Here is a 23,173-nt window from a genome sequence, read left to right as displayed (position 1 = left end):
AGCGATGCCGTTGGAGGAATCGGTACGCCTGGACGCTTTTCGCCAACAGTCGACCGGCTTTATGCGGTGAATACAGGCTCAGTAACGGCTCGGATAAACGCATCGTCCACAGTCTTCACGTTATACCGATGCATGAACACCCTACCATTGGCAAAGCGATTGAAGCGCTTCTGGCTAATCATGTAGAAATAATCACAATGGTTAATGACCTCATCAACATTGTGCGAGGAAACCAGAATAGCGGTGCCCTCACTGGCGGCGCCGCGTAGGCACTGCCAAATATAGCGCCGAAATTCCGGATCTACACCGGCGGTAGGTTCGTCGAGAATCACGAAGTCTGCAGAAATTGAAAGAAGAGAGAGCGTAAAGAACCAGCGTGTCTCTCCGTAGCTGCATAGCGATGATTTTTTGTTCCATATGTCTTGATATCGGTCAACTATCGCGGGGCTCCATGCACTTAATTTTTTCAAGGTCTTATCCTGTGTCATCGGTTCGCTTGATGACAGCGCAGTCACCATTCTAAAAATGTCTCGCATGCGCAGCGGCGGGGGAGTGGTGATGATTTGAGAAAGGTATAAAAACTGACTGAAGTCGTTTTTTATGAAGCCGGACTTTGCTTTTTTAAGGTCACAGACGATATCGAAAAAAGTTGTTTTTCCAGATCCGTTGGGCCCCAGAATGCCGACAATGTCGCCTTGAGCAACCTCAAGAGATGCCTGGGTCAAGAGGGGGTTGTCTGTATAGGAGAAGTCAATGCTCTGCGCCGTAAATTTTTTCATCAGTATCGGCTCCATACGGGATTGATTCTTAGGTGTTTGAAAGTTTTGTGCAGTGAAAAAATGAATAAAAGAATTATTGCTGCTGTGATGAGTTTGTTGGACTCAAGACCTTGTTCCATTATCTGGCTTGCAAGTGTCAGTGGGTTTGCGAGGTTCAAAGTGTCGGTGATGGGGTTTGATCTGCTGGCACTCATTACGCCGAGAATCAACATGCAGAACGAAAAAATGGAAAGCAAAGTGTTCGAGTTCTGAAAGTTGATCGGTAATAATGAGAATACAGCCCCGATCGCGCAAAACATGATAAAGCAGATGTAAAAGCGTGGTGTGATATTCAGTAGTTCATTGAGATCGTAGTTTCCGAATGGTAATTTGGTCGTTAAGTAAAAGGTTGCGCAATAAGATATCGATATTAGCGAGTAGGCAATGAAGTGCGATAAAAGAAAAATCAGTTTCGATTCCTTGGAGTAAATAAATGATCGGGTGAATCCACTTTCCCTTCTTCCGATTATGTAAAAGGCGAATCCGAATAATGCGACACTTGAAGAGATGTAGGCATAAAACCATGCTGAGGCTGTAATGTAATTGCTGGAAAAATAGCTAAGGCCTTGTCTGGTTATTGCAAAAAAATAGAACATCGCGCAAGGCGATATCATGATCCAGAAAAGGGCGGTGGGTTCTTTTAGTTGTTCTTTTATAAATATTGAAGTTAGGACAAAAGCTCTGGGTGCAATGTTTCTAGTCATGGGGTAGCACCTTTTTAGATTTGTTTTTTATATTTTTTGGCGTTTGGCGTTTGGCGTTTGGCGTTGAGTGGTATTGCAAGGATTAATTGATTTTGCTGCTGGGTGCAAGCGAGAGAATTTTGTGTTTGTAGGGGTATTCCTGCATGTTTTTAAGATGCGTCCTGCACGATGTCAGGAGTCTTGGTTTATCGTGGTGTTGGCACTTTTTAGCGTGAATTGTGAAATTCCTTTTTGAAACTGCGGTTTAGTTTTCGGCAAGCAAAAATGATCTTCTATGTTGGGTAGAATATTTCTGTAGGAACAATGTGCGATTTCTATTTTTTCTATGGTTTTTATTTTTTTAGAGCCTGTTTTTTTAAAAAAAAGGCGACGAACGGTAGGCCTTGAATGTGGGAGCGAACTGTCCGGCAGATGACTGACGGCCCTTGCCAGAAAAAAGCCAAAAGAGTACAAATGTACTCCATGACGACTCTGACTCCCCGCCGTACCGCCATCCTGACCTTTATCCGAGATCGCATCGCCGAGCACGGTCAGCCTCCGAGCCTCGCTGAAATCAGCGAGGCGTTCGGTTTCGCCTCCCGCAGTGTGGCGCGCAAGCATGTGCTGGCGCTGACCGAAGCCGGGTTTATCGAGGTCAACCCGCATCAGGCCCGGGGCATTCGCCTGCTTGGGCAGCCGCCGCGGCCCGAGTTGCTGGACATCCCGGTGCTTGGCCGGGTGGCGGCCGGTGCGCCGATCGGGGCTGATGCCGAGGTACACAGCCGCTTGCTGCTCGATCCGTCGATCTTCTCGCGGGTGCCGGACTACATGCTGCGGGTGCGCGGTGATTCGATGATCGAGGACGGCATTCTCGACGGCGATCTGGTGGGCGTGCACCGCAACCCCGAGGCGCTCAACGGCCAGATCGTCGTCGCGCGGCTCGACGGCGAGGTCACCATCAAGCGCTTCGAGCGGGTCGGCGATGTGGTTCGGCTGCTGCCACGCAACCCGGCCTACCAGCCGATCATTGTCGAGGCCGACCGGGACCTGGCCATCGAAGGCGTGTTCTGTGGCCTGGTGAGGCAAGGCTGATGGGTGCCGTCGTTGCGCTGGATACGCTGTTCAATGGCGGCCAGGTCTGGAGGGGCCGGCCTGCGCCACCGGCCGCCAGCCCGCAACCCACCGGGCATGCCGCGCTCGACGCGGCATTGCCCAGCGGTGGCTGGCCGGAGGCGGCGCTGACGGAGATCCTGTTGGCCGGGCAGGGCGTGGGCGAGTTGCAACTGGTGTGGCCGACGCTGGCACGGCTGTCGGCGGCGGGCGAGCGTATCGTGCTGGTGGCGCCGCCTTATGTGCCGTATCCCCAGGCGTGGCAGGGCGCCGGGGTCGATCTGCGGCAGTTGTCGATCATCCGCGCCAGCGAGCGCGATGCGCTGTGGGCCGCCGAACAATGCCTGCGCTCGGGCAGTTGCGGCGCGGTGCTGTGCTGGCCGCACAAGGTCGATGACCGCGCCTTGCGCCGCTTGCAGGTGGCGGCGGAAACCGGCCAGACCCTGGCCTTCGCCTATCGCCCCCTCAGTGAAGCGATCAACCCTTCGCCGGCGGCCCTGCGCATCGCCATCGATGCCCGACCGGCACAACTGCGCGTGCTCAAGTGTCGCGGCGGCCTGGCTCGGTCGACGCCGATTGCCTTCGCCGTGGGGCATTGAGGTTGCCATGCGCTGGGTCTGCATTGTTTTCCCGCAATTGGCGCTGGACGCGGTACTGCGTCAGCGCACCGATCCCGATCAACCCCTGGCGTTGCTGACCGGCCCGGCTCAGCGCCGGGTGCTGCAGGCGGTCAACGACGCGGCGCGGGCGCTGGGGTTGCGTCCCGGCCAGTCCATGAGCGCGGCACAGGCCTTGAGCAAAGGCTTTGTCACGGCCGAATACGACGCCGCTGACATCGAACACTGGCAGCAGTTTCTCGCCGCCTGGGCCTATCGCTTCAGTTCCCAGGTCAGCGTGCATTACCCCCGGGCCGTGGTGTTCGAGATCGAGTCCAGCCTCGGCCTGTTCGGCGCCTGGCCGCAATTCGAAGCGCTTTTGCGCCGAGAGCTTGGTGAACTGGGGTTTCGGCACCGCATCGTGGCCGCGCCCAACCCGGTGGCGGCGCGGGTGCTGGCCAACGCCTATGACGGTCTGGTGGTGCCGGACGATCAAGCCTTGCAGCATCACCTGGGGCAAATGCCCGTCGACCGGGTCGGTCTCGAAGCCTCGGTCGCCACGGCCTTGTCGCGCATGGGCCTGCGCACCTTGAGCCAGGTGCAGGCGTTGCCCCGGCATAGCCTGGCCCGGCGTTTCGAGGCCCAGGTGCTCAAGCATCTGGATGCCCTGTCCGGTTTGCGGCGGCTGGCGCTGACGTTCTACCTGCCGCCGGACCGCTTCGATGTGCGCATCGAGCTCAATTTCGATGTGCAGTCCCATCAGGCCTTGCTGTTTCCGTTGCGCCGGTTGACGGGCGACCTGTCGGCGTTCCTCTGCGGTCGCGACAGCGGCGTACAGCGTTTCGACCTGCACCTGGAGCACGCCGGGTTGCCGGACACCGTCATCAAGGTCGGCCTGCTCAGCGCCGAGCGCGATCCGGCGATGCTCTTCGAGCTGGCCCGGGGGCGGCTGGAGCAAGTCCAGGTCGAGGCGCCGGTGCGTGGCTTTCGCCTGCGCGCCGAAGATTTGCCGACCTTCGTGCCCCAGTTTCAGGAGCTGTTCGACGAGCGCCCGCAGCAGACCTTGCCCTGGGAACAACTGCGCGAACGCCTGCGTGCACGGCTGGGGGATGACGCGGTGCACGACTTGCGTTTTCAGGCCGATCACCGCCCCGAGTGCGCGTGGCAGGCCCGTGCCGACAGCCAGCCTTGCACGGTGCCGGCCGCCGTGAAGCGGCCGGGCTGGCTGCTGACCGAGCCGCTGGCCGTGCATCAGGGCTCGGCACGCATTCTCATGGGGCCGGAACGTATCGAGTCCGGCTGGTGGGACGGCGGCGACATACGCCGTGACTATTACCTGATCGAAACCCGAGCCGGCCAACAGGGCTGGGCCTACCGGGCGGTCGGCGAGGACGGCCCGTTGTGGTTGCAGGGCTGGTTCGCATGAGCTGCGAATATGCCGAATTGCACTGCCTGTCGAACTTCAGTTTCCAGCGCGGTGCCTCCAGTGCCCTCGAACTGTTCCAACGCGCGAAAAAACAGGGCTATCAAGCCCTGGCGATCACGGATGAGTGCACCCTGGCGGGCATCGTGCGCGCCTGGCAAGCGGCGAAGTCCGTGGAATTGCCGCTGATCATCGGCAGCGAGATACGCATCGAGAACGGTCCGAAAGTGGTGCTGCTGGTGGAGAACCTCGAAGGCTATCAGGCGCTGTGCCGATTGATCACCCGCGCCCGACGCCGCACGCCGAAAGGCCAGTACCAGGTGCTGCGCGAAGACTTCAGCGAACCCTTGCCGGGGTTGTTGGCGTTGTGGGTGCCGGACGCCGTCGATCCCTTCGCGCAGGGCCACTGGCTCAAGCAGGTCTTCGCCGAGCGCCTGTGGCTGGCCGTGCAGTTGCATCGCGGCCAGGATGATGCGCGGCGCCTGGACGATCTGCTGACACTGGCCAGGGCGTTGCAGATTGCGGCGGTGGCCAGTGGCGATGTGCATATGCACGCTCGCGGCCGGCGTGCCTTGCAGGACACCATGACCGCGATCCGTCATCACCTGCCGGTGGCCGATGCCGGGTTACGCCTGCACCCCAACGGCGAGCGTCATCTGCGCAGCCCCGACGTGCTGCAGGCGCTGTATCCGCCGGGCTTGCTGGCCGAAACGCTGACCATTGCCCGGCGCTGCACCTTCGATCTTGGCCAGTTGCGCTATCAATATCCTCGCGAACTGGTGCCGCAAGGGCACTCGGCCACCTCGTGGCTGCGTCATTTGACCGACGAAGGCATCCAGTGGCGCTGGCCAAAAGGACCGAAACGCGCAGTGCTGGGGCAGATCGACAAGGAGCTGCACCTGATCGCGGAGCTGGGCTATGAAAGCTATTTCCTGACGGTCCACGACATCGTGCGTTTCGCCCGCACCCAGCACATTCTGTGTCAGGGGCGTGGTTCTGCCGCCAACTCGGCCGTGTGCTTCGCCCTGGGGATCACCGAAATCGACCCGGATCGCACCACGTTGTTGTTCGAGCGTTTTCTTTCCAAAGAGCGCAACGAGCCGCCGGACATCGATGTCGATTTCGAGCATGAGCGCCGCGAGGAAGTCTTGCAGTACGTGTTCCAGCGTTATGGCCGGGCCCGGGCCGCGCTGACGGCGGTCGTCAGCACTTACCATGCGGCCGGTGCGGTGCGCGATGTGGCCAAGGCCTTGGGCTTGCCGCCGGACCAGATCAACGCCCTGGCCGATTGCTGCGGTCACTGGAGCGATGAAACACCGCCCGTGGAGCGTCTGCGCGAGGGCGGGTTCGACCCCGAGAGCCCGGTGCTGCACCGGGTGCTCAGCCTGACGGGGCAGTTGATCGGCTTCCCCCGGCATTTGTCCCAGCACCCCGGCGGTTTCGTGATTTCCGAGCAGCCGCTGGACAGCCTGGTGCCGGTGGAAAATGCCGCCATGGCCGAGCGCACCATCATCCAGTGGGACAAGGACGACCTCGACGCGGTCGGTTTGCTCAAGGTCGATATCCTGGCGCTGGGCATGCTCAGCGCGATTCGCCGATGTTTCGATCTGCTGCGCAAGCACCGGGGCCTGGACCTGAGCCTGGCGACCATCCCGTCCGAAGACGCGGCCACCTACGAAATGATCGGTCGGGCCGACACCATCGGCGTGTTCCAGATCGAGTCCGGGGCGCAGATGTCGATGCTGCCGAGGCTCAGGCCGAAGACGTTTTACGATCTGGTGATCGAGGTCGCCATCGTTCGACCGGGGCCGATCCAGGGCGGCATGGTGCATCCGTACCTGCGGCGACGGAACAAGGAAGAACCGGAGGTCTATCCGTCACCGGAACTGGAAGTGGTGCTCAAGCGCACCCTCGGCGTGCCGTTGTTTCAGGAGCAGGTCATGCAGATCGCCATCGTCGCCGCCGACTACAGTCCCGGCGAGGCCGACCAGCTGCGTCGTTCCATGGCTGCGTGGAAACGCCACGGCGGGCTCGAACCGCACAAGGAACGGCTGGCTGCCGGGATGAAGAAAAACGGCTACACGGCGGAGTTCGCCGCGCAGATCTTCGAGCAGATCAAGGGCTTTGGCAGCTACGGTTTTCCCGAGTCCCACGCGGCCAGTTTTGCCTTGCTGACGTACGCCAGTTGCTGGTTGAAATGCCACGAGCCGGCGGCCTTCGCCTGTGCGCTGATCAACAGTTGGCCGATGGGGTTCTACAGCCCGGACCAGATTCTGCAGGACGTTCGCCGGCATCATTTGCAGGTTCGCCCGGTGGACGTGCGTGCCAGCGACTGGGATTGCAGCCTGGAGCCGATCAGCGGCGGGCAACCGGCGATTCGCTTGGGGCTGCGCATGATCAAGGGCTTTCGCGAGGACGATGCCCGACGCATCGAGGCGGTCCGCTTGCAGGGCGCGTTTGCCGACATCGCCGACCTCGGCGAACGGGCGCGACTCGATGCCCGCGCCCGCGAGCAACTGGCCGATGCCGGCGCGCTGCGAGGTCTGGCGGGCGACCGGCACCGGGCCCGCTGGGAAGTGGCCGGGGTCCAAAAGCAACTGGGTCTGTTCGCCGGCCTGCCGCGCCAGGAGGAGGACGCGGTGGCGTTGCCCAAGCCTACCGTGGGCGAGGACCTGCAAGCCGATTACGCCAGTGTTGGCACCACCCTGGGGCCGCATCCGTTGGCCCTGTTGCGCGATGAATTGAAGGCGCGGCGCTGCCGCAGTTCGAGGAGTTGCTGGACGTCGAGCACGGCCGACCGGTCAGCATCGCCGGGCTGGTCACCGGCCGACAACGCCCGGCCACCGCCAGCGGCGTGACGTTCGTCACCCTTGAGGACGAGTTCGGCAACGTCAACGTGGTGGTCTGGCGCGACCTGGCCGAGCGCCAGCGCCAGGTGCTGGTCGGCTCGCAGTTGCTCAAGGTCGATGGGCGCTGGGAGAAGGAGGGGGAGGTCCGGCATTTGATAGCCGGACGCTTGAGTGACCTGAGTTCATTGCTCGATGGCATCACTGTGCGGAGCCGGGATTTCCACTAACGCTGCAAATCCTGTAGGAGCGAGCCTGCTCGCGATGGACTTGAGAGCGCCGCGTTCATTCAGAAAGCCCGCGTTATCGTTATCCACCATCGCGAGCAGGCTCGCTCCTACAGGGTTGTGACATTGCGGGTTACTTGGTAACAGGCCAAAACCGCTCGCCACCCCCCGGCGCATCTGTCCAGGCCTGCAGCGAACGGGTCGGCAAGTCGAAGTAATCCCGTGTGCGCGCATAGCCGTGCCCGCCCATGCGTCCGATGGCGTCGAGCCCCAATTGATCGATGTACAGGGTTTTCGGATCGATCAATTCGTCCCGCACATGGGCCATCAGCACTTCACCAAAGATGATCTCCCGGGATTGGCCGATGGACAGCGCCATCATCCGCCGGCATTCCAGCGCCACCGGGGCTTCGCCGATGCGCGGGCATTTGACCGTGGTGCCGGGGATGGCGGTGAGGCCGGCGGCGGTCAGTTCATCGAAGCCGGGGGCGAAAGGCACGGCGCAGACGTTCATGGCCTCTACCAGCGCGTCGCTGACGATGTTCACGGTGAATTCCTGGTTGAGCTGGATGTTGCGGGTGGTGTCCTTGGGGCTTTGGTCGCCGTAGTTTTCCACGCCCAGGGCGAGGATGGGCGGATCGGCCGACAGCGCATTGAAGAAGCTGAACGGCGCGGCGTTGATCCGGCCTTCACCGTCGACGGTGGTGACCAGGGCAATCGGCCGTGGCACGACGCTGCCGATCAGAATCTTGTATTTGTCCCGTGGGCTCAGTTGGCTGAAATCGAAGCTTTGCATAGGCAGAAATCTCTAAAGGAGAGGGTCACTGGCGCACAGCGGCGCCTGTGCGCTGTAGTTGTCGGCGAACGGGATGGCCGGTTGGAAAAGACTTTTCCAGTCCGGTTGGCCGAAGGCCCGGTCGCTATGGCTGCGCATCAGTTTTTCGAATTGTTGTTGGGCCTGGCGTTGCAGGGCGGGGTAGTCGATGCCCAGGACCTGGCCTTCGTGCATCACGCAACGGCCATCGATGTAACTGGCGATGCAATCGTCACCACGCCCGGCCAGTACAAGATTCTTCAGCGGATCGAATAGCGGCCCCAGATGCATCCCGCGCAGGTTGAATACCGTGATGTCGGCCTTGCAGCCCGGTGCGAGGCGACCGATATCATCGCGCCCCAGTGCCTTGGCGCCACCCAGGGTCGCGGCGTTGTACATGTCCAGCGTGCTGGTCAGGTCGTTGCCGCCCTCCATCAGGCGCGCGATGTTCAAGCCCTGGCGCATGTTGTCCAGCAGGTCCGCCGGCCAGGTGTCGGTGCCCAGGGCGAAGTTGATGCCCCTGACCCGGTAGCGTCCGAACGAATTCAGCGCCTCGCCGTCCCGGGCGAACACCACCGGGCAATGCACCAGGCTGGCGCCGCCATCCACTACTCGCTGAAGGTCTTCATCACCTCGGGTGTAGATGCCGTGGGGCAGCAGACTGCGCGGGTTCAACAGGTCAAGCTGCTGTAGCCAGCCCAGCGGCGAGGTGCCGCGCCGTTGCTCGACCATCGCTACTTCACCGAGGCCCTGGCAGCAATGCAGGCGCATCGGCGCGTTGAGTTCCCGGCTCAGTGCGGCGGTGCGTTGCAGCAGCGCCGGTGTGCAGGTCTGGATGCGGTCGGGCAGCAGCGCGCCGCGAATCAGACCGTTATGCGCGCCATCGAAATCCTGGAAAAACCGTTCGGCGGCATCGAGGCCACCCATGCCCCGGTTTTCGTCCCAGTGGTGCGCCAGGGTTCCATCGGCCTGCCAGTAGCTCATGCCGCTCATGTAGCAAGGGCCGAGGTAAGTGCGCAGCCCCAGTTCCGCCGCCACGCCGGCGACCGCGGCAAACTCGTCGTAGGTCTCGGCCCATTCGCGGTAATACATCGAGGTGATCGGCATGGCCGTGGTGATGCCGTTGCGGATCAGTTGCGTGAAGGCGTAGCGGTACTTGAAGACTTCTTCTTCGGGGCTGTAGCTGTCCCGCGATCCACGCGCCAGATACTGCGCCGACCACATCCGGCCCATGTCGCGCTCGTCACCGTTGTCCAGGGTCAACACCGTGGAATCGAGATCGCCCAAGGCATCCAGATCGATGAAGCCGGGGCCGATCAGCGCGTTGCCGTAATCGATCCACTGATCCACCGGCCCCGGATAACCGCGCCCGACAAACTCGATGCGCGAGCCTGCGAACACCACTTCGCCGTCACGCCACAGGACATGCCGGGTGCCGTCGAAGCCGACCACGCAACTGGCCCGCAAGCCGATGCGCTTCACAGGCGGCTATCCAGCAAACGGCCACCGGCGGCAATCAACCGGCCCGCGCGATAGACCTGGCGCGGTGGTCGCGAAACCACTGCCTCACCCAGTGTCTGCACTGGCATCAACAGGAAGTCCGCCGGCTGGCCGATCTCCAGGCGATTGGCTTCGCAGCCCAGGGCCTGGGCGCCACTTACGGTCGCCGCCTCGAACGCTGCCGCGAGTTCTTCGTCCTTGTTCAAGTCGAAGCGGAACGCCAGCAACATCGCCCGCTCCAGCATGTCGCCGTTGCCCATGGGCGACCAGGCATCACGAATGCCGTCCGAACCCAGGCAGACATTCACGCCGGTTTCGCGCAGGGCCAGGAACGGCGGCACCGCGCAGTCGGCAGGGGCCGAACTCATCAGTGAAATGCCCAATCTGGCCAGACGTTCGGCCACCGGTTTGACCCGGCTCCACGGCAACATGCCCAGGCAATACGCGTGACTGATCATCACCCGGCCCTGGCGACCGAAGCGCTCGGTGTAGTCGGCGATCAGCGCGATCTGCCACAGGCCCAGCTCACCCTTGTCGTGCAGGTGAATGTCGACGCCACGGTCGAATTCGCTGGCCAGCTTGAAGACGAAATCGAGTTGCGCAACCGGATCGTTATCGATACCGCACGGGTCCAGGCCACCGACGTTCTCCACGCCCAGGGCCATGGCCTCGCGCATCAGTTCGGCGGTGCCGGGGCGGCTGATCAGGCCGGTTTGCGGGAACACCACCAGTTGCAGGTCGATCAGGTCGCGGTAGTGTTCACGCAGTTGCTGCATGGCCTCGACATGCCGCAGGCCAAACTCCGGGTCGATGTCGACGTGGCAGCGCATGGTCAGCGAGCCACGGGCGATGCAGTTTTCCAGCAGGGCACCGGCGCGTTGCGCGATGGGCGTGGTGACTTCGCGCAGGATGCGCCGCTCGTTGGCGATGTAGTCCTTGAGGGTCGGGCCGGCGCTGTTGGGGCGCCAGGGCTGGCCCCAGAGGGTTTTGTCCAGGTGCACGTGGCTTTCCACCAAGGCGGGAGTGAGCAACTGGTTCTGGCCGTCGATGTCGGTGGGGAGCAGCTCGGTGGTCGAGGCGGGGCGGCGTTGGCTGAAGCGGCCGTTTTCGATCAGCAGGTCTTCGGCGGGGGAGCCGTAGGGGCGCACGTTGCGCAGCCAGCGGGGTTGATTCATTGCAAACCTCTAATTCAATGGTGTCTGGACGGGCCTCATCGCGGGCAAGCCCGCTCCCACAGGGATTGGGGGGGGCACACATTTTGTGATCAACACAAAAACTGTGGGAGCTGGCTTGCCAGCGATGGCCGCACCGCGGTTTCAAGTCAGGCAATCAGCCCTTGAGCTTGGCCCAGATGCGGTCCTGCAACTCCCGCGCCTTGTTGCTGCATTCCTTTTCCGGGCGCAGGCGCGAGGCGAATTCGTCGGGCATGTTGATGGCATCCATGACCCGCCACTTGGCGTCGATCAGCTTGTCGCTCTGGATGCCGTTGTCGTAGGCGATGGCGTTGGACACGGCGGCGGCGTTTTCCGGCTTCATCATCCAGTCGATGAAGATCTTCGCGTTGCCGGGGTGCGGTGCGCTTTTCGGCACGGCGAAGTTGTCCTGGAACATCGCCAGGCCTTCCTTCGGATACACGTACTTGATGGTGCTCTTCTGCAAGGTGGCCCGCGCTGTCGAACCGTTCCAGTTCTGCATCATGATCACCTCGCCGGAGGCCATGCGGTCGACGGTGTTGTCCGAGCTGTACATCTTCAGGAAGGGTTTCTGTTTCTGCAGCAGTTCAAGGATGCGCTTGGCGTCCTGCGGGTTTTCGCTGCATTCGTCGACATTCAGGTAGTGGCTGGCCGCGTTGATCACGCTGCTGGAGGTGTCGAGCGCGGCGAGCTGGCCCTGCAGTTCCTTGCGCGGCTCGAAGAACTCTTTCCACGAGTCGTCGAGCTTGCCGCCAGGCACCCGCGCGCTGTCATAGGAGAACCCGGTGGTGCCCCACAGGTACGGTGCCGAGAACTTGCGGCCAGGGTCGAAACTGGGGTCGCGGAATGCCGGTTTGACGTACTGGAAGTTGGGCAGGGCGGAAGCGTCGATTTCCAGCAGCAGGTCCTGGTTGATCAGGGTGCGCATGATCGACTGCGACGGCACGATCACGTCATAGGCCGCGCCGCCAGCCTGCAACTTGGCCAGCAGGGTTTCATTGCTGTCGTAGCCGTCCATGGTGACCTTGATGCCGGTCTCCTTTTCGAACTTGGCCAGCAGCTCGACCGGGTAGTAGTCGGTCCAGTTGTAGAAAAACAGTTCCTTGGGCTCGGCGGCCTGGGCGCCGAACGAAGTGAGTGCGGTGAAGCAACTCAAGGCCAGACCGGCAACGGCGAAACGCATGCTTTTGACTTTCTTGCTCATATCGGAAGGCTCCAGGCTCATTGTTGTTTGCCGCGCTGTCCCAGCCAGAAGGCCAGCACCACCAGCACGATGGAAATCACCAGCATCAGCGTTGAAATCGCATTGATCTCGGGCGTCACCCCGGCCTTGATCGCCGAGAAGATGTACACCGGCAAGGTGGTCGAGCCGGGACCTGCGACGAAGAAGGTCATGATGAAATCGTCGAGGCTGACCACGAACGCCAGCACCGAACCGGACAGCACCGCTGGCCACAGCAACGGCAAGGTCACCCGGCGAAACACCTGCCAGGGGTTGGCGTACAGGTCGTTCGCCGCTTCCAGCAGGCTCTTGTCCAGGTCATTGAGCCGCGCACGGATCGGCAGGTAGGCAAACGGAATGCAGAAGCCGATGTGCGCGACGATCACGGTCAGCAAGCCGAGCTTGATCCCCAGCGCCATGAACAGCAGCAGGGTGGCCACGGCGGTGACGATCTCCGGCAGGATCAGCGGCAGGTTGATCCCGCCCTCGACCATCTTCTGCCCATAGAACGGCCGGTAGGTCGCCAGCGCCGCGAGCAGGGCAATCGCCGTGGCGCAGACCGTGGCGATGCTGGCGACGATGATCGAGTTCAGCGCCGCTGTCTGAATCGACGGGTTGGCGAGGATGCGTCCGTACCAGGCGAACGAAAACTCGGTCCACACCGTCGCCGAACGGTTGGCGTTGAAGCTGTAGGCGATCAGCACGAAGATCGGCAGGTACAGATAGGCCAGCATCAGCAGGCTGACTTCGCGGGTCAGCGGCAGTTTCTTCAGGTGCAGGGCAATCATGCTTGGGCTCCCGGGCGTTGGGCCTTGGCGGCATTGCGGCTATAGAGGGCGTAGAGCACCAGGGACACCAGCATGATCCCCAGCAACAGGAACGACAGCGAACTGCCCAGCGGCCAGTTGCGTGCGGTGCCGAACTGCTGCTGGATCAGGTTGCCGATCATCAAGGTCTTGCCGCCGCCGAGAATCGCCGGCGTGATGAACGCACCGAGACTCGGCACGAACACCAGCAAGGCACCGGCAATCACCCCCGGCATCGACAGCGGCAGGATGATCCGGCGCAATGCGTGCCAGCGGTTGGCGCCCAGGTCGTAGGCGGCTTCCACCAGGCGCCAGTCGAGTTTTTCCAGGGTCGAGTAGATCGGCAAAATCATGAACGGCAGGAAGCTGTAGACCAGGCCGACGCTGACCGCGAAATCGTTGTAGAGCAGGGTGATGCCGCCGGCCTGGGGCAACAGCGCGTTGAGGCTCTGGGCGACCCAGCCGTGCTCGCGCAGGATGATCAGCCACGCGTAGTTGCGGATCAGCAGGTTGGTCCAGAACGGGATGGTGATCAGCAGCACCATCAGGTTGCGCCGGCGCGGTGTCAGGCTCGACATCCACAACGCCACCGGGAAGCCGAACAGGAAACACAGGACCGTGGTGCCGCCGGCCTGGAACACCGAACGCAGCAGCGCCTGGGCGTAGACCCAGTTCAGCTCCAGTTCGCCGTCGAAACCTTCCTGGAAAAACAACTGCACATAACTTTGCAATTGCCAGTCGGCCTGCCAGTCGACGCCGCCATAGACGTTGCGCGGCAACAGGCTGATGTAGCCCATGATGCCCAGCGGAATGGCGATCAGGGCCAGCAGGGTCAGGACTACCGGGCTGAGCAACAGCGCGCGGTTAAGAGCCGGGGAAGTGCTGCTGACGCTCATCTCAGGCCTCCATCAACAGGCAGGCGTGAGGCGGCAGGTTGACCGCGACGCGATCACCGACCACCCGCCCATGGTTCAGGCCTTCGTTGTTCTCGCGCAGCATGACCTTGATGTCATTGTTCAGGCGGCACTGATAGAGCGTGGCCGTGCCGACATACAGCACGGCTTCGATCACGCCGCGCAGGTGATGCGGTTGCGTCGGCTCGACCAGTTGCGAGCGCTCGGGGCGGAACGCCAGTTGCACGTTGCTACCGTCAAAGCCCTGGGCCGCGCAGGGGATCTCCACTGGCATGCCGTTGGGCACGAAGATGTTTTCATTCTGCTGGCCGCGCTTGAGGTGGCCGGGGAGGAAGTTGATGTCGCCGATGAATTGCGCGACGAACTGGTGCTGCGGCCGCTCGTAGATCTCGTTGGGCGTGCCGATCTGCAGGATCTTGCCGGCGGACATCACGGCAATGCGATCGGACAGGGTCAGCGCTTCTTCCTGATCGTGGGTGACGAAAATGAAGGTGATCCCGGCTTCTTTCTGCACGCGCTTGAGTTCGACCTGCATTTCCTTGCGCAGCTTGAGATCCAGGGCCGACAACGGTTCGTCGAGCAGCAGCACCTTTGGTTTCGGCGCCAGGGCCCGGGCCAGAGCCACACGCTGCTGTTGGCCACCGGACAGTTCGGCCGGTTTGCGCCGTGCCAGGTGCTGCATTTGCACCAGTGCGAGCATTTCCTCGACGCGCTGCGGGATCAGTTTGCGATCAAGGCCCTGCATCTCGAGGCCGAAGGCGATATTCTGCGCAACACTCATGTGCGGAAACAGCGCGTAACTCTGGAACACCGTGTTGACCCGACGCTTGAATGGCGGCAAATCGTTCACCGGCTCGCCCGCCAGACGGATCTCGCCTTCGCTGACATGCTCGAAGCCGGCGATGGTGCGCAACAAGGTGGTCTTGCCGCAGCCCGAGGGGCCGAGCAGGGTGAAGAATTCGTTGTCGGCAATATCGACAGAAACGTTATCCAGCGCGGGTGCCAAGCCCGGGTCGTCGGAATACCGCTTGGAGACGTTACGCACTTCGATTGCAACTGGATGACCCATAATGGTGCATTCCTCTAATTATTGTATGCAAAATCTGGATGCAATTTAGAAATACCCGGATTAATCTGCCCGTGCAAGCCCCTTTTTCAATGGCTGTTCATCCGCCAGGGTCGGTTGCACTGGATGTAAGGAGTTGATGAATGACGGAAAAGAAACTGGAAACCACGGTCGACCGTGTCTACCAAGGGGTTTACGAGGCAATCAGCAAGCGCTCGCTGCGTCCGGGAATGAAGCTTGGCGAAGCGTCTTTGGCCGAACTGTTCAATGTCAGCCGCACCTCCGTTCGGGCCGCGCTGAAGCAATTGGAAGCCGACGGACTGGTCACCACCGAGCCCAATAAAGGTGCATCGGTGTCGTTGCCGAGTGACGAAGAGATCCGCTCGCTGTTCGAAACCCGGCGCCTGGTCGAGATCGGCATCGTCAGCGAACTGTGCCGCCGTCGCGATACAGCGGTGACCCGGGACCTGCGCGATCACCTGCTGCTGGAGGATGAAGCGCATCAGAGCGGCGATCACGAACGGCTGATTCACCTGCTCGGCGAGTTCCATATCAAACTGGCCCGCAGCCTGAACAATCCGGTGCTGCTCGACTGGTTCCAGAAGCTGATTTCCCGGGCGTCGCTGTATGCCGCCGCGCTGGATGACGACAGCCATGAAGCCTGCCGCGACGATGAACACCTGCGGTTGATCGAGTACATCGAAGCGGGCAACCAGAGCGCGGCGATCGAACTGACCTGCATGCATTTGAATGGCATCGAGAAGGCCATCCTGGATGTCGCGGCCACGCTGAAAAGCAGTTACAACCCGCTCAAGCATTTGATTGAGGTGTAAACCACACCGAAGCTCAAACTGTGGGAGCGAGCCGGCTCCGGGCGGCGTTCCGACGAAGGCGATGGTACATTCAACATTGATGTCTTCTGACACACCGCCTTCGCGGGCAAGCCCGCTCCCACAGGGGATCTCCGGTGGCCCGCGAGAATCAGCTATACCTCTATGAAACGAATAGTCTTCGCGACGCTCGAAACAAACGGGTGCAATTTACCGGGATAGAGCCAGCCGATGCAGTTTCTAGAGGATAGCCACGGGTGTGCCGGGTGGAACGGCGAAATGGCCGGGCGCATTCGTGCGTTCGACTGGAGCCTGACCGAACTGGGCCCGCTCGATTCATGGTCGAAGAGCCTGAGCAGCGCGGTGCAGTTGATGCTCGCTTCGCCGCTGCCGATGGTGATGCTCTGGGGACAGTCGGGGTACATGATCTACAACGACGCCTACTCGAAGTTTGCCGGTGGGCGTCATCCCTACCTGCTGGGTTCCGCGGTCGAACTGGGCTGGCCCGAGGTCGCCGAATTCAATCGCCACGTGGTGGACACTTGCCTGGCGGGCGGCACCTTGTCCTATCGCAACAAAGACCTGGTGTTACTGCGTGACGGCGTTCCCGAGGATGTCTGGCTCGACCTCTACTACAGCCCGGTGGCCGGCGACGACGGGCGTCCGGCCGGGGTCATGGCCATGGTGGTGGAAACCACGGAACGGGTGATCTCCGAAAGTCGGCGACAGGCGGCCGAAGACGCTTATCGCGCGGATAACGAACGAGTGCGCCTGGCATTGAACGCCGGCGCCTTGCTCGGCTCATTCGTCTGGGACATCAAGAGCAACGTGTTGTCGGGTGACGAGCGCTTCGCCAGCACGTTTTCCTATCCGCCCGGACAAGACTTGCAAAATCTGCCCCAGGACATCGCACAAGGCCGGATCCATCCGGACGACCGCGGCTGGGTTCAGGAACGTGTCACTCTGTCGGTCGAGACTGGCGAGCCCTACAACGTCGAGTACCGGATCCAGAGCCCCGACGGCCATTACCTCTGGGTGCTTGCCAGCGGTTGTTGCGAATTCGACGAGCAGGGCAAGGCGTTTCGTTTTCCCGGCGTGCTGATCGACATTCACGAGCGCAAGATCGCCGAAGAGTCCCTGCTCAAGTTCACCCGCAATCTCGAACAGCGGGTGGCCGATGAGGTCGAGGCGCGGCTGACGGCGGAAGAACAACTGCGCCAGTCACAGAAACTCGAAGCCATCGGCGGGCTCACCGGTGGTGTGGCCCATGACTTCAACAACCTGTTGCAAGTGATCGCCGGCAACCTGCACCTGCTCGCGCGCCATGAGCCGGACAACGCCAATGTGCAGCGCCGCGTCGCGGCTTCGATTGCCGCGGTCGAGCGCGGTGCCAAGCTGTCCTCGCAATTGCTTGCATTCGCCCGTCGCCAACCCTTGTCGCCGGCGGTGTTCACGTTGCGGCAGATTTTCGATGGCCTGGCGGAATTGTTGCTGCGTGCCTTGGGTGAAACCCTGCAGGTGCACATGGCGGCGCCGGAAGATTCGTGGAGCGTGTTTGTCGATCGCAACCAACTGGAGAACGCCATTCTCAATCTGGCGATCAACGCCCGGGATGCCCTTGAAGGCGAAGGCGTGATCGACCTCTGTGCGGAAAACATCGTCCTCGATCGCGAATTTTGTGCCGGCAGGGGCATTGCCCCCGGGGACTACGTGCGGGTGTCCGTGGCGGATACCGGCGTCGGCATGCCGCCGCAGGTACTGGCCCAGGCGTTCGAGCCGTTCTTCACCACCAAGGCCGACGGGCAGGGCACCGGACTGGGCTTGAGCATGGTGTTCGGCTTCGTCAAGCAGAGTGGCGGGCATATCGAAATCGCCAGCGACGTCGGGCAGGGCACGCGGGTGCAGTTGTTCTTCCCGCGCACCTTGCGCGCGGCAGCCAGTGAAACCCCGAGCCCCGATGTGCCGCAACGGGGCGGGCACGAACGCATCCTGGTGGTTGAAGACAACGAGGCCGTGCGGGTATCGGTGGTGGAGTTGTTGCGCGAAGAGGGTTATCAGATTCTCACGGCCACCAACGGTGACGTCGCCATGCAAATGCTGATGGAAGGGCTGGCGGTGGACATGATATTCACCGACGTGGTGATGCCCGGCCTGATCAAGAGTTCGGACCTGGCGGCCTGGGCCAAAGTACAGGAGCCGCCGGTGGCCGTGCTGTTCACCTCGGGGCATACCCGCGACATCATCTCGCGCAATCACCAGCTCAGCCCCGACACCCACCTGCTGAGCAAGCCCTACAATCCGGACGCGCTCAGGCAGATGGTGCGCAGGGTGCTGAACGGCTGAGCTGTATTGATGGCGTCTATTTATCCGGATGGGCGGCTTGCAGTGCCTTCGCCATCTCCAGGTGTTTTTCCAGGGCCGGCAGCATTTTTTGCGCGAAGCCCTTGAGCTCGGTGGCGCCCTTGACCTTGTCGTCCGTCACCGTATTGGCTTCTTTCTTGAACAGCTCAATGGCTTCTTCATGCGCCTTGACCTGATTGTCGGCATAGGCCGCATCGAAGGATTCATCGCGCATGTCGAGGATTTTTTCCTTGGCCTGCTTGGTCAGCGTCGTGCTGTCCGGCACTTCGATGTCGTGTTTTTTCGCCAGGGCGGCCAGCTCATCGTTGGCCTTGGAATGATCGCTGATCATCATGTTGGCGAACTTCTTGATGTCGGCCGATCCGCTTTTTTCCAGGGCAAGCCGACTGGCCTCGACTTCGGCGATCCCGCCGGCAGCCGCTTTGTCGACAAAATCATTGGAAGTGGCAGCCAGGGCGCTGCCCATGAAACTGCTCATTGCGATGACCAGGGCCAGGTGACGCACGTTGAATCCGTCCATTGATGTTTCTCCACGCAGGTTTCAAAGAAGATCGAATGATCGTTAACCGGTGGAGGCGCCAGCGTCGGCAAAGGTTTTATCGCATTTGCGACAGGACGACGAACGGGCACCGCTGGTCTGACGGGTGGTCGACATAACGGGCTATCCGAGGCCATTCTGATAGTTGGTGAACGCAATTGATCGCGTTTCGCTACCGATCAACAAACGGAGGTGTTCCATGCCGGTGCCACATGACCTTTATCAGGATCTGAAACGCTCAAAGGAAGAAATCCAGCAGAAACGCACCAAGGATCCGTTACTGGATTCACTGCTTAACAAGTATTCCCAGGCGGATGCCGAAGTGGTGAAAGCAGAGGAGGCCAAATCCAACGATGACACCGTAAGGAAACTCAAGGAGGCGCGTCTACTGGTCAAGGACAAGATCGTCAGGCAGCTTGGCCCGTCGTCCTGATCCAGCGTGCCTGCCACCGACGATCGGTGGCTGAAAAGTTGGAACGGCAAACCGAACCGGCACCTCGAATGCACAGGGACCGATATAACGGCTCTCAACGAGGTGCCTCATGACCCCGCCCGGATATCCCGGCGAACTGATCATTGCAATGCCTTGCTTAAAGGCAACCGCGCCATGTGCTGCGCTTTCAGCGAGCCAAAATACAACCAGTCCCCATACTCGCGCACCGTGGTGATCGGTGCGTAGCTGTCGCTGCTGTTGTCCTGCAGGTTGGCGATCACTTTGCCTTCAAGGTCCAGGCCCAGGGCAAAACCGCGTTTTTCCACGGGTTTGGGCAAAATGGTCAGGGCCCGCACGATCATCTTGCGCACGAACGGATGCGCCGCCGTGCCGTCCAGCAAGGCGTTTCGGGGGGCATACAGCGCTACCCAGAACCGGTCGTGCCCATTGAACGACAGGTTGTCCGGCAGGCCCGGCAGGTTGTCGATGAACAGGTCATGGGTGCCGGCCTTGGGGCCGGTCAGCCAATAGCGGCTGATGCGGTAGGCGCCGGTTTCGTTGACCAGCACGTAGGCATCGTCCGGTCCCATGGCCACGCCGTTGGCAAACTCCAGCTTGTCCAGCACCACCGTGGTCTTGCCGCTCTGGAAGTCATAACGCAGCAGTCGACCGTCGCCGCCGTGTTCGATCACGGCCTCACCGTCGTGGCCATAACCGAAGCGGCTCGAAGCATCGCTGAAATAGGCGTAGTGACCGGGTTTGTCGATGACCACATCGTCGGTAAAACCGAAGGGCACACCGCCGGCCTCTGTGGTCAGGGCCACTAGGCGACCCTGGGCGTCGAGTGACAACAGGCCCTTGACGGCATCGGCGATCACCAGCAGACCATTGGGATGCCGGGCCAGGCCCAGTGGCCGGCCACCGGTGTCGGCCAGGACTTTTCTGCTCTTGCCATCCACGCTGGTGCTGATCAGGCGACCGTCGTGCAGGCCGGTGATGAGGGTGTCGTCGTTTTCCAGCAACAAGGCTTCCGGTCCGTCGATGTCAGCGGCGCCGACGCGCTCCATTCCCCGCAGTCGCTGATTCTCAGCGTAGATGCCGCTGGTGAGGGATGGCGCCGGTTGGGGTGCCCAGGCCACCGGTCGAACCTTGGTCGGCATCAACAGCAGGAACGCGCCGATGACGACTATGGCCAGCAACAGGCTCTTGAAGATTTTGCTCACGCGCTGACCCCTGTCGCCGCCAGGTATTTGTGGGCCATGTTGCGCAAGGCCAGCATCGATGCCGCCGATTCCCGGTCGATGCGCCGCTTGAGCAACAAGCGGTTGGCAATCCGCATCGCCAGGCCGCTGAATTGATACTCCAGGGTGCGCACGAAACGTGTGTCCGCGCCGCTGCCTTCGCATTCGTAGGTCACCACCAGCGACAGGCCATGATCACCCCGGGCCCGGGCACTCCAGCGCCTTCCGGGCAGATACTCCGCCACCTCCCAGCTCAAGTGCCCGTCGCGGCCCCCGGCGCGGATGTCTTCCTCGAAACGTGCGCCGGCATGCAACGGACCTTTTGGCCCATCGATATGCAGCGACGACGGGTGCCATTGCGGCCAAAGGGTCACGGTACTGGCGTAGGCCAGGACATCGACGGGCTTTCCGGTAATCACGATCTGATGCTGCATGCGGGTCATGGGCGTCCTCGCAGGGTTGAGCGGCGCAGGTTCCGGCTCCCAGTACAGGGTGCCGAACAGGTAGTCCATCAGCGGGAAAACGATGTTGAAATTACGCTCCTGCATCAGTTCGCGGCGGTGATGCAGTTCGTGCAGCCGGCGCATCTGGCGGATCCATGGCAACCGCGTGACCGGGTTGTTTGGCGGCAGATGCTCGCAGGCGTGAAACACTTCATAAGCCAGGTAACCGAGGACAAGAACGCCGCCGACCAACCCGGCGACGTTGGTGTCGATGTGCTTGAGCAGCCACCACAGGGGCAGGGCGACGGCCAGGGTGTGCAAAACGATCAGCCATGCCGGAAACAGAATCACCCGCCAGTCGCGGGCACCGTCCCAGGTCATGTGGCCGGGGGTGAAAAAGCTGTGGTGGTCGCCGGCGTGACGGGCATAAAACAGCCGGGCGAAGCTTTTTTTATGATGACCCAGGTGGCGATGCACCGTGTACACGCCGAGGTTGAACAGCAGCAGCGTGACGGGCACTGCCAGCCATTGCGCCGGCCGTACCTGATGCACGTTGCTCCAGAAAACGCTGATCGCCAGTGCCCCGAACAACAGGACAAAAGCCCCGTGCAGCCAAGGGTTGTAGAGAGGATGAATGGCGGCGCGGTAACGGCTTCGGAATCCTTCGGTGGTCTGCCTCACTGCAATCACCTGTGGTTATTGTTATCTCCAGCAGATTAGTCGATTCCAGTGTCCTGGCGGAGCGAACCTTGAGGACACAACCGCCATGATCCGGTGCAAACCGGACTCAGGTCAGCGGGTCCCAGCGTTGCGACCAGTCTTCGTCGGAATCGATCACCTTGCGCAGCAAATCAAAGGCGTGTTGCAGCGTCGGCGAGTCACGATCGCGGGAGTAGACCAGATAGGTCGGGTAGTTGAATTCCGGAGCCTTGGGCACCCGCTCCAGGGCGCCGCTATCGAGATAACTCTGCACGACACGGGTGCGGAAATAACCGCTGCCGCCGTTTTCCAGAAGGTACTGCAAACCCAGCGGGCCCAGGTTGAAACTCAGTGCGGCCTTGGCTTTTTCCGGCAGGGCGGCATCGTGCTGGCGTCGGAAATCGGCGCCCCAGTCGATGTACACATAGGGATCGGGCTTGTCGGCCAGGCGCACGAGAATCAGCTTTTCTTCAAGAATCTGCTCGACCTGCAAGCGTGGCCAATACTCGGGTTGATACACCAGCGCGGCATCCAGAACGCCCAACTCGAGTTGGCGCAGCAGGTTTTCGCCGTCACGGATTTCCATGCGCAAGGCGTGGCTGGGAATGTGCTCGCGGATTTCGCCGGCCCAGCCGAGCATCAACGGGTTGCACAGGCTCACCTCGCCACCGATGTGCAGCACGTCGCGATAACCCTCGGGCAGGGGCAGGTCACGCCGCGCCGCTTCCCAGGTTTGCACCAGTTGATTGGCGTACACCACGAAGGCTTCACCGTTGGGCGTCAGGCGAGCGCCGGCGCGATTGCGCACGAACAGGGTGCTACCCAGCTGGCTCTCGAGTTTCTGCACCCGCGCGGTGATGGCGGTCTGGGTGACATGGAGCTTCTCGGCAGCCGCGGCCAGGCTGCCGTGGCGGACGATTTCGAGGAAGGTGCGGGCGAGGTCGATGTCCATGGGGTGGCCGGTGTTGTAAGTGCTCGCATTGTAAGAGCACCACCAAAAATGTGGCAGGCCAAAAACGACGAATCCCGCCACTAAGGGCGGGATTCGTTTGCAGCAGGCACGCTCCCGAAGACCGGGAGCCGGGTGCTTACGACGGGAACAGCTCGGACAGTTTCATCGCCAGCATCATGTCGCCTTCAGCGCGCAGCTTGCCGCCCATGAACGCTTGCATGCCGTCAGTCGAACCGTCGACGATGCCTTCCAGGGTTTCGCCATCCATCACCAGGGTCACCTGGGCGTCCGGGTTCTCGCCTTCCTGCAGCTCGCAAGTGCTGTTCTTGACGATCAGCGAGAAGTTCTTGGTGTCGTCGATGCGGAAACCGAAGACCAGGTCCAGACCGGCAGCAGCGGCTGGGTTGAACTTGGCTTTCATTGCTTGTACGGCGTCTGCTACGGAGGTCATGGTTCGA

Annotated in this window: 19 protein-coding genes and 1 pseudogene; 7 read left to right on the top strand and 13 right to left on the bottom strand. The window is 61.4% G+C overall.

Annotated elements, in window-relative coordinates:
- Positions 1 to 59 precede the first annotated feature (59 nt).
- Positions 60 to 779 (bottom strand): AAA family ATPase, encoded by a 720-nt coding sequence (locus tag AB4O16_RS03480; protein WP_460156998.1) that lies wholly within the window; start codon positions 777 to 779, stop codon positions 60 to 62.
- A 1,196-nt stretch (positions 780 to 1,975) separates the two neighbouring features.
- On the opposite strand from AB4O16_RS03480, the gene lexA reads away from it, so the two are divergent.
- From lexA to AB4O16_RS03460, 4 genes and pseudogenes are all read left to right on the top strand, one after another.
- Positions 1,976 to 2,593 carry a transcriptional repressor LexA gene (gene lexA / locus AB4O16_RS03475; RefSeq protein ID WP_007987463.1) on the top strand — a complete coding sequence of 206 codons (618 nt, stop codon included), beginning with the start codon at positions 1,976 to 1,978 and terminating at the stop codon, positions 2,591 to 2,593.
- The gene (imuA, locus tag AB4O16_RS03470; RefSeq protein ID WP_160386262.1) at positions 2,593 to 3,210 is read left to right on the top strand and encodes a translesion DNA synthesis-associated protein ImuA; all 618 of its coding nucleotides are present in this window, start codon (positions 2,593 to 2,595) and stop codon (positions 3,208 to 3,210) included. The genes lexA and imuA overlap by 1 nt, the downstream gene beginning before the upstream one ends.
- Before the next feature lie 7 nt (positions 3,211 to 3,217).
- Complete coding sequence (locus AB4O16_RS03465) at positions 3,218 to 4,633, top strand: Y-family DNA polymerase (RefSeq protein ID WP_460156997.1); 1,416 nt, start codon at positions 3,218 to 3,220, stop codon at positions 4,631 to 4,633.
- Positions 4,630 to 7,706: pseudogene (locus AB4O16_RS03460) on the top strand (error-prone DNA polymerase). The gene AB4O16_RS03465 and the pseudogene AB4O16_RS03460 overlap by 4 nt, the downstream one beginning before the upstream one ends.
- 130 nt (positions 7,707 to 7,836) lie before the next feature.
- On the opposite strand, the gene AB4O16_RS03455 reads toward AB4O16_RS03460, so the two are convergent.
- The 7 genes from AB4O16_RS03455 to AB4O16_RS03425 all read right to left on the bottom strand — a co-directional run bounded on the left by AB4O16_RS03455 (position 7,837) and on the right by AB4O16_RS03425 (position 15,221).
- On the bottom strand, positions 7,837 to 8,499 hold the full coding sequence (locus AB4O16_RS03455; RefSeq protein ID WP_160386256.1) for a flavin reductase family protein: 663 nt from the start codon (positions 8,497 to 8,499) through the stop codon (positions 7,837 to 7,839).
- A 12-nt stretch (positions 8,500 to 8,511) separates the two neighbouring features.
- On the bottom strand, positions 8,512 to 9,999 hold the full coding sequence (locus AB4O16_RS03450) for an amidohydrolase family protein (RefSeq protein WP_160386254.1): 1,488 nt from the start codon (positions 9,997 to 9,999) through the stop codon (positions 8,512 to 8,514).
- Positions 9,996 to 11,192, bottom strand: a complete 1,197-nt coding sequence (locus AB4O16_RS03445; RefSeq protein ID WP_460156996.1) for an amidohydrolase family protein — start codon at positions 11,190 to 11,192, stop codon at positions 9,996 to 9,998. Before AB4O16_RS03445 ends, AB4O16_RS03450 begins: the two co-directional genes overlap by 4 nt.
- 154 nt (positions 11,193 to 11,346) lie before the next feature.
- Positions 11,347 to 12,414, bottom strand: coding sequence for an extracellular solute-binding protein (locus tag AB4O16_RS03440; RefSeq protein WP_160386250.1), 1,068 nt, complete (start codon positions 12,412 to 12,414; stop codon positions 11,347 to 11,349).
- A gap of 17 nt (positions 12,415 to 12,431) precedes the next feature.
- The gene (locus AB4O16_RS03435) at positions 12,432 to 13,220 is read right to left on the bottom strand and encodes an ABC transporter permease (RefSeq protein ID WP_007995935.1); all 789 of its coding nucleotides are present in this window, start codon (positions 13,218 to 13,220) and stop codon (positions 12,432 to 12,434) included.
- On the bottom strand, positions 13,217 to 14,134 hold the full coding sequence (locus AB4O16_RS03430) for an ABC transporter permease (RefSeq protein WP_160386248.1): 918 nt from the start codon (positions 14,132 to 14,134) through the stop codon (positions 13,217 to 13,219). The genes AB4O16_RS03435 and AB4O16_RS03430 overlap by 4 nt, the downstream gene beginning before the upstream one ends.
- 1 nt (position 14,135) lies before the next feature.
- Positions 14,136 to 15,221: an ABC transporter ATP-binding protein gene (locus AB4O16_RS03425; protein WP_160386246.1), complete on the bottom strand. Its 1,086-nt coding sequence runs from the start codon at positions 15,219 to 15,221 to the stop codon at positions 14,136 to 14,138.
- Between the two features lie 140 nt (positions 15,222 to 15,361).
- Between AB4O16_RS03425 and AB4O16_RS03420 the strand changes: the two genes are divergently transcribed.
- The gene (locus tag AB4O16_RS03420) at positions 15,362 to 16,051 is read left to right on the top strand and encodes a GntR family transcriptional regulator (protein WP_460156995.1); all 690 of its coding nucleotides are present in this window, start codon (positions 15,362 to 15,364) and stop codon (positions 16,049 to 16,051) included.
- Positions 16,052 to 16,279: 228 nt separating this feature from the next.
- Positions 16,280 to 18,391: an ATP-binding protein gene (locus AB4O16_RS03415; RefSeq protein WP_460156994.1), complete on the top strand. Its 2,112-nt coding sequence runs from the start codon at positions 16,280 to 16,282 to the stop codon at positions 18,389 to 18,391.
- Positions 18,392 to 18,407: 16 nt separating this feature from the next.
- On the opposite strand, the gene AB4O16_RS03410 is transcribed toward AB4O16_RS03415, so the two are convergent.
- Positions 18,408 to 18,929: a DUF4142 domain-containing protein gene (locus AB4O16_RS03410; protein ID WP_460156993.1), complete on the bottom strand. Its 522-nt coding sequence runs from the start codon at positions 18,927 to 18,929 to the stop codon at positions 18,408 to 18,410.
- A gap of 217 nt (positions 18,930 to 19,146) precedes the next feature.
- Here AB4O16_RS03410 and AB4O16_RS03405 point away from each other — a divergent pair, with 217 nt between their 5' ends.
- Complete coding sequence (locus AB4O16_RS03405) at positions 19,147 to 19,380, top strand: DUF465 domain-containing protein (RefSeq protein ID WP_160386239.1); 234 nt, start codon at positions 19,147 to 19,149, stop codon at positions 19,378 to 19,380.
- Positions 19,381 to 19,520: 140 nt separating this feature from the next.
- On the opposite strand, the gene AB4O16_RS03400 is transcribed toward AB4O16_RS03405, so the two are convergent.
- The 4 genes from AB4O16_RS03400 to AB4O16_RS03385 all read right to left on the bottom strand — a co-directional run bounded on the left by AB4O16_RS03400 (position 19,521) and on the right by AB4O16_RS03385 (position 23,166).
- Complete coding sequence (locus tag AB4O16_RS03400; RefSeq protein WP_160386238.1) at positions 19,521 to 20,603, bottom strand: SMP-30/gluconolactonase/LRE family protein; 1,083 nt, start codon at positions 20,601 to 20,603, stop codon at positions 19,521 to 19,523.
- Entirely contained in the window at positions 20,600 to 21,745 is a 1,146-nt protein-coding gene (locus tag AB4O16_RS03395; protein WP_460156992.1) for a sterol desaturase/SRPBCC family protein, read from the bottom strand. Before AB4O16_RS03395 ends, AB4O16_RS03400 begins: the two co-directional genes overlap by 4 nt.
- 106 nt (positions 21,746 to 21,851) lie before the next feature.
- Positions 21,852 to 22,715, bottom strand: coding sequence for a LysR family transcriptional regulator (locus AB4O16_RS03390; RefSeq protein ID WP_160386234.1), 864 nt, complete (start codon positions 22,713 to 22,715; stop codon positions 21,852 to 21,854).
- A 136-nt stretch (positions 22,716 to 22,851) separates the two neighbouring features.
- Positions 22,852 to 23,166 (bottom strand): SCP2 sterol-binding domain-containing protein, encoded by a 315-nt coding sequence (locus AB4O16_RS03385; RefSeq protein WP_007976511.1) that lies wholly within the window; start codon positions 23,164 to 23,166, stop codon positions 22,852 to 22,854.
- Between the last annotated feature and the right edge of the window lie 7 nt (positions 23,167 to 23,173).

The sequence above is a fragment of the Pseudomonas sp. S2_H10 genome (assembly GCF_054668285.1).
Note: the sequence above shows the minus strand (reverse complement) of the source record. Positions and strands in the feature narration are given on the sequence as shown.

Coding starts and splice junctions, on each gene's coding strand:
- AB4O16_RS03480 (WP_460156998.1), bottom strand. CDS start 779: ATGAAAAAATTTACGGCGCAGAGCATTGACTTCTCCTATACAGACAAC.
- lexA (WP_007987463.1), top strand. CDS start 1,976: ATGTACTCCATGACGACTCTGACTCCCCGCCGTACCGCCATCCTGACC.
- imuA (WP_160386262.1), top strand. CDS start 2,593: ATGGGTGCCGTCGTTGCGCTGGATACGCTGTTCAATGGCGGCCAGGTC.
- AB4O16_RS03465 (WP_460156997.1), top strand. CDS start 3,218: ATGCGCTGGGTCTGCATTGTTTTCCCGCAATTGGCGCTGGACGCGGTA.
- AB4O16_RS03455 (WP_160386256.1), bottom strand. CDS start 8,499: ATGCAAAGCTTCGATTTCAGCCAACTGAGCCCACGGGACAAATACAAG.
- AB4O16_RS03445 (WP_460156996.1), bottom strand. CDS start 11,192: ATGAATCAACCCCGCTGGCTGCGCAACGTGCGCCCCTACGGCTCCCCC.
- AB4O16_RS03440 (WP_160386250.1), bottom strand. CDS start 12,414: ATGAGCAAGAAAGTCAAAAGCATGCGTTTCGCCGTTGCCGGTCTGGCC.
- AB4O16_RS03435 (WP_007995935.1), bottom strand. CDS start 13,220: ATGATTGCCCTGCACCTGAAGAAACTGCCGCTGACCCGCGAAGTCAGC.
- AB4O16_RS03430 (WP_160386248.1), bottom strand. CDS start 14,134: ATGAGCGTCAGCAGCACTTCCCCGGCTCTTAACCGCGCGCTGTTGCTC.
- AB4O16_RS03425 (WP_160386246.1), bottom strand. CDS start 15,221: ATGGGTCATCCAGTTGCAATCGAAGTGCGTAACGTCTCCAAGCGGTAT.
- AB4O16_RS03420 (WP_460156995.1), top strand. CDS start 15,362: ATGACGGAAAAGAAACTGGAAACCACGGTCGACCGTGTCTACCAAGGG.
- AB4O16_RS03415 (WP_460156994.1), top strand. CDS start 16,280: ATGCAGTTTCTAGAGGATAGCCACGGGTGTGCCGGGTGGAACGGCGAA.
- AB4O16_RS03410 (WP_460156993.1), bottom strand. CDS start 18,929: ATGGACGGATTCAACGTGCGTCACCTGGCCCTGGTCATCGCAATGAGC.
- AB4O16_RS03405 (WP_160386239.1), top strand. CDS start 19,147: ATGCCGGTGCCACATGACCTTTATCAGGATCTGAAACGCTCAAAGGAA.
- AB4O16_RS03390 (WP_160386234.1), bottom strand. CDS start 22,715: ATGGACATCGACCTCGCCCGCACCTTCCTCGAAATCGTCCGCCACGGC.
- AB4O16_RS03385 (WP_007976511.1), bottom strand. CDS start 23,166: ATGACCTCCGTAGCAGACGCCGTACAAGCAATGAAAGCCAAGTTCAAC.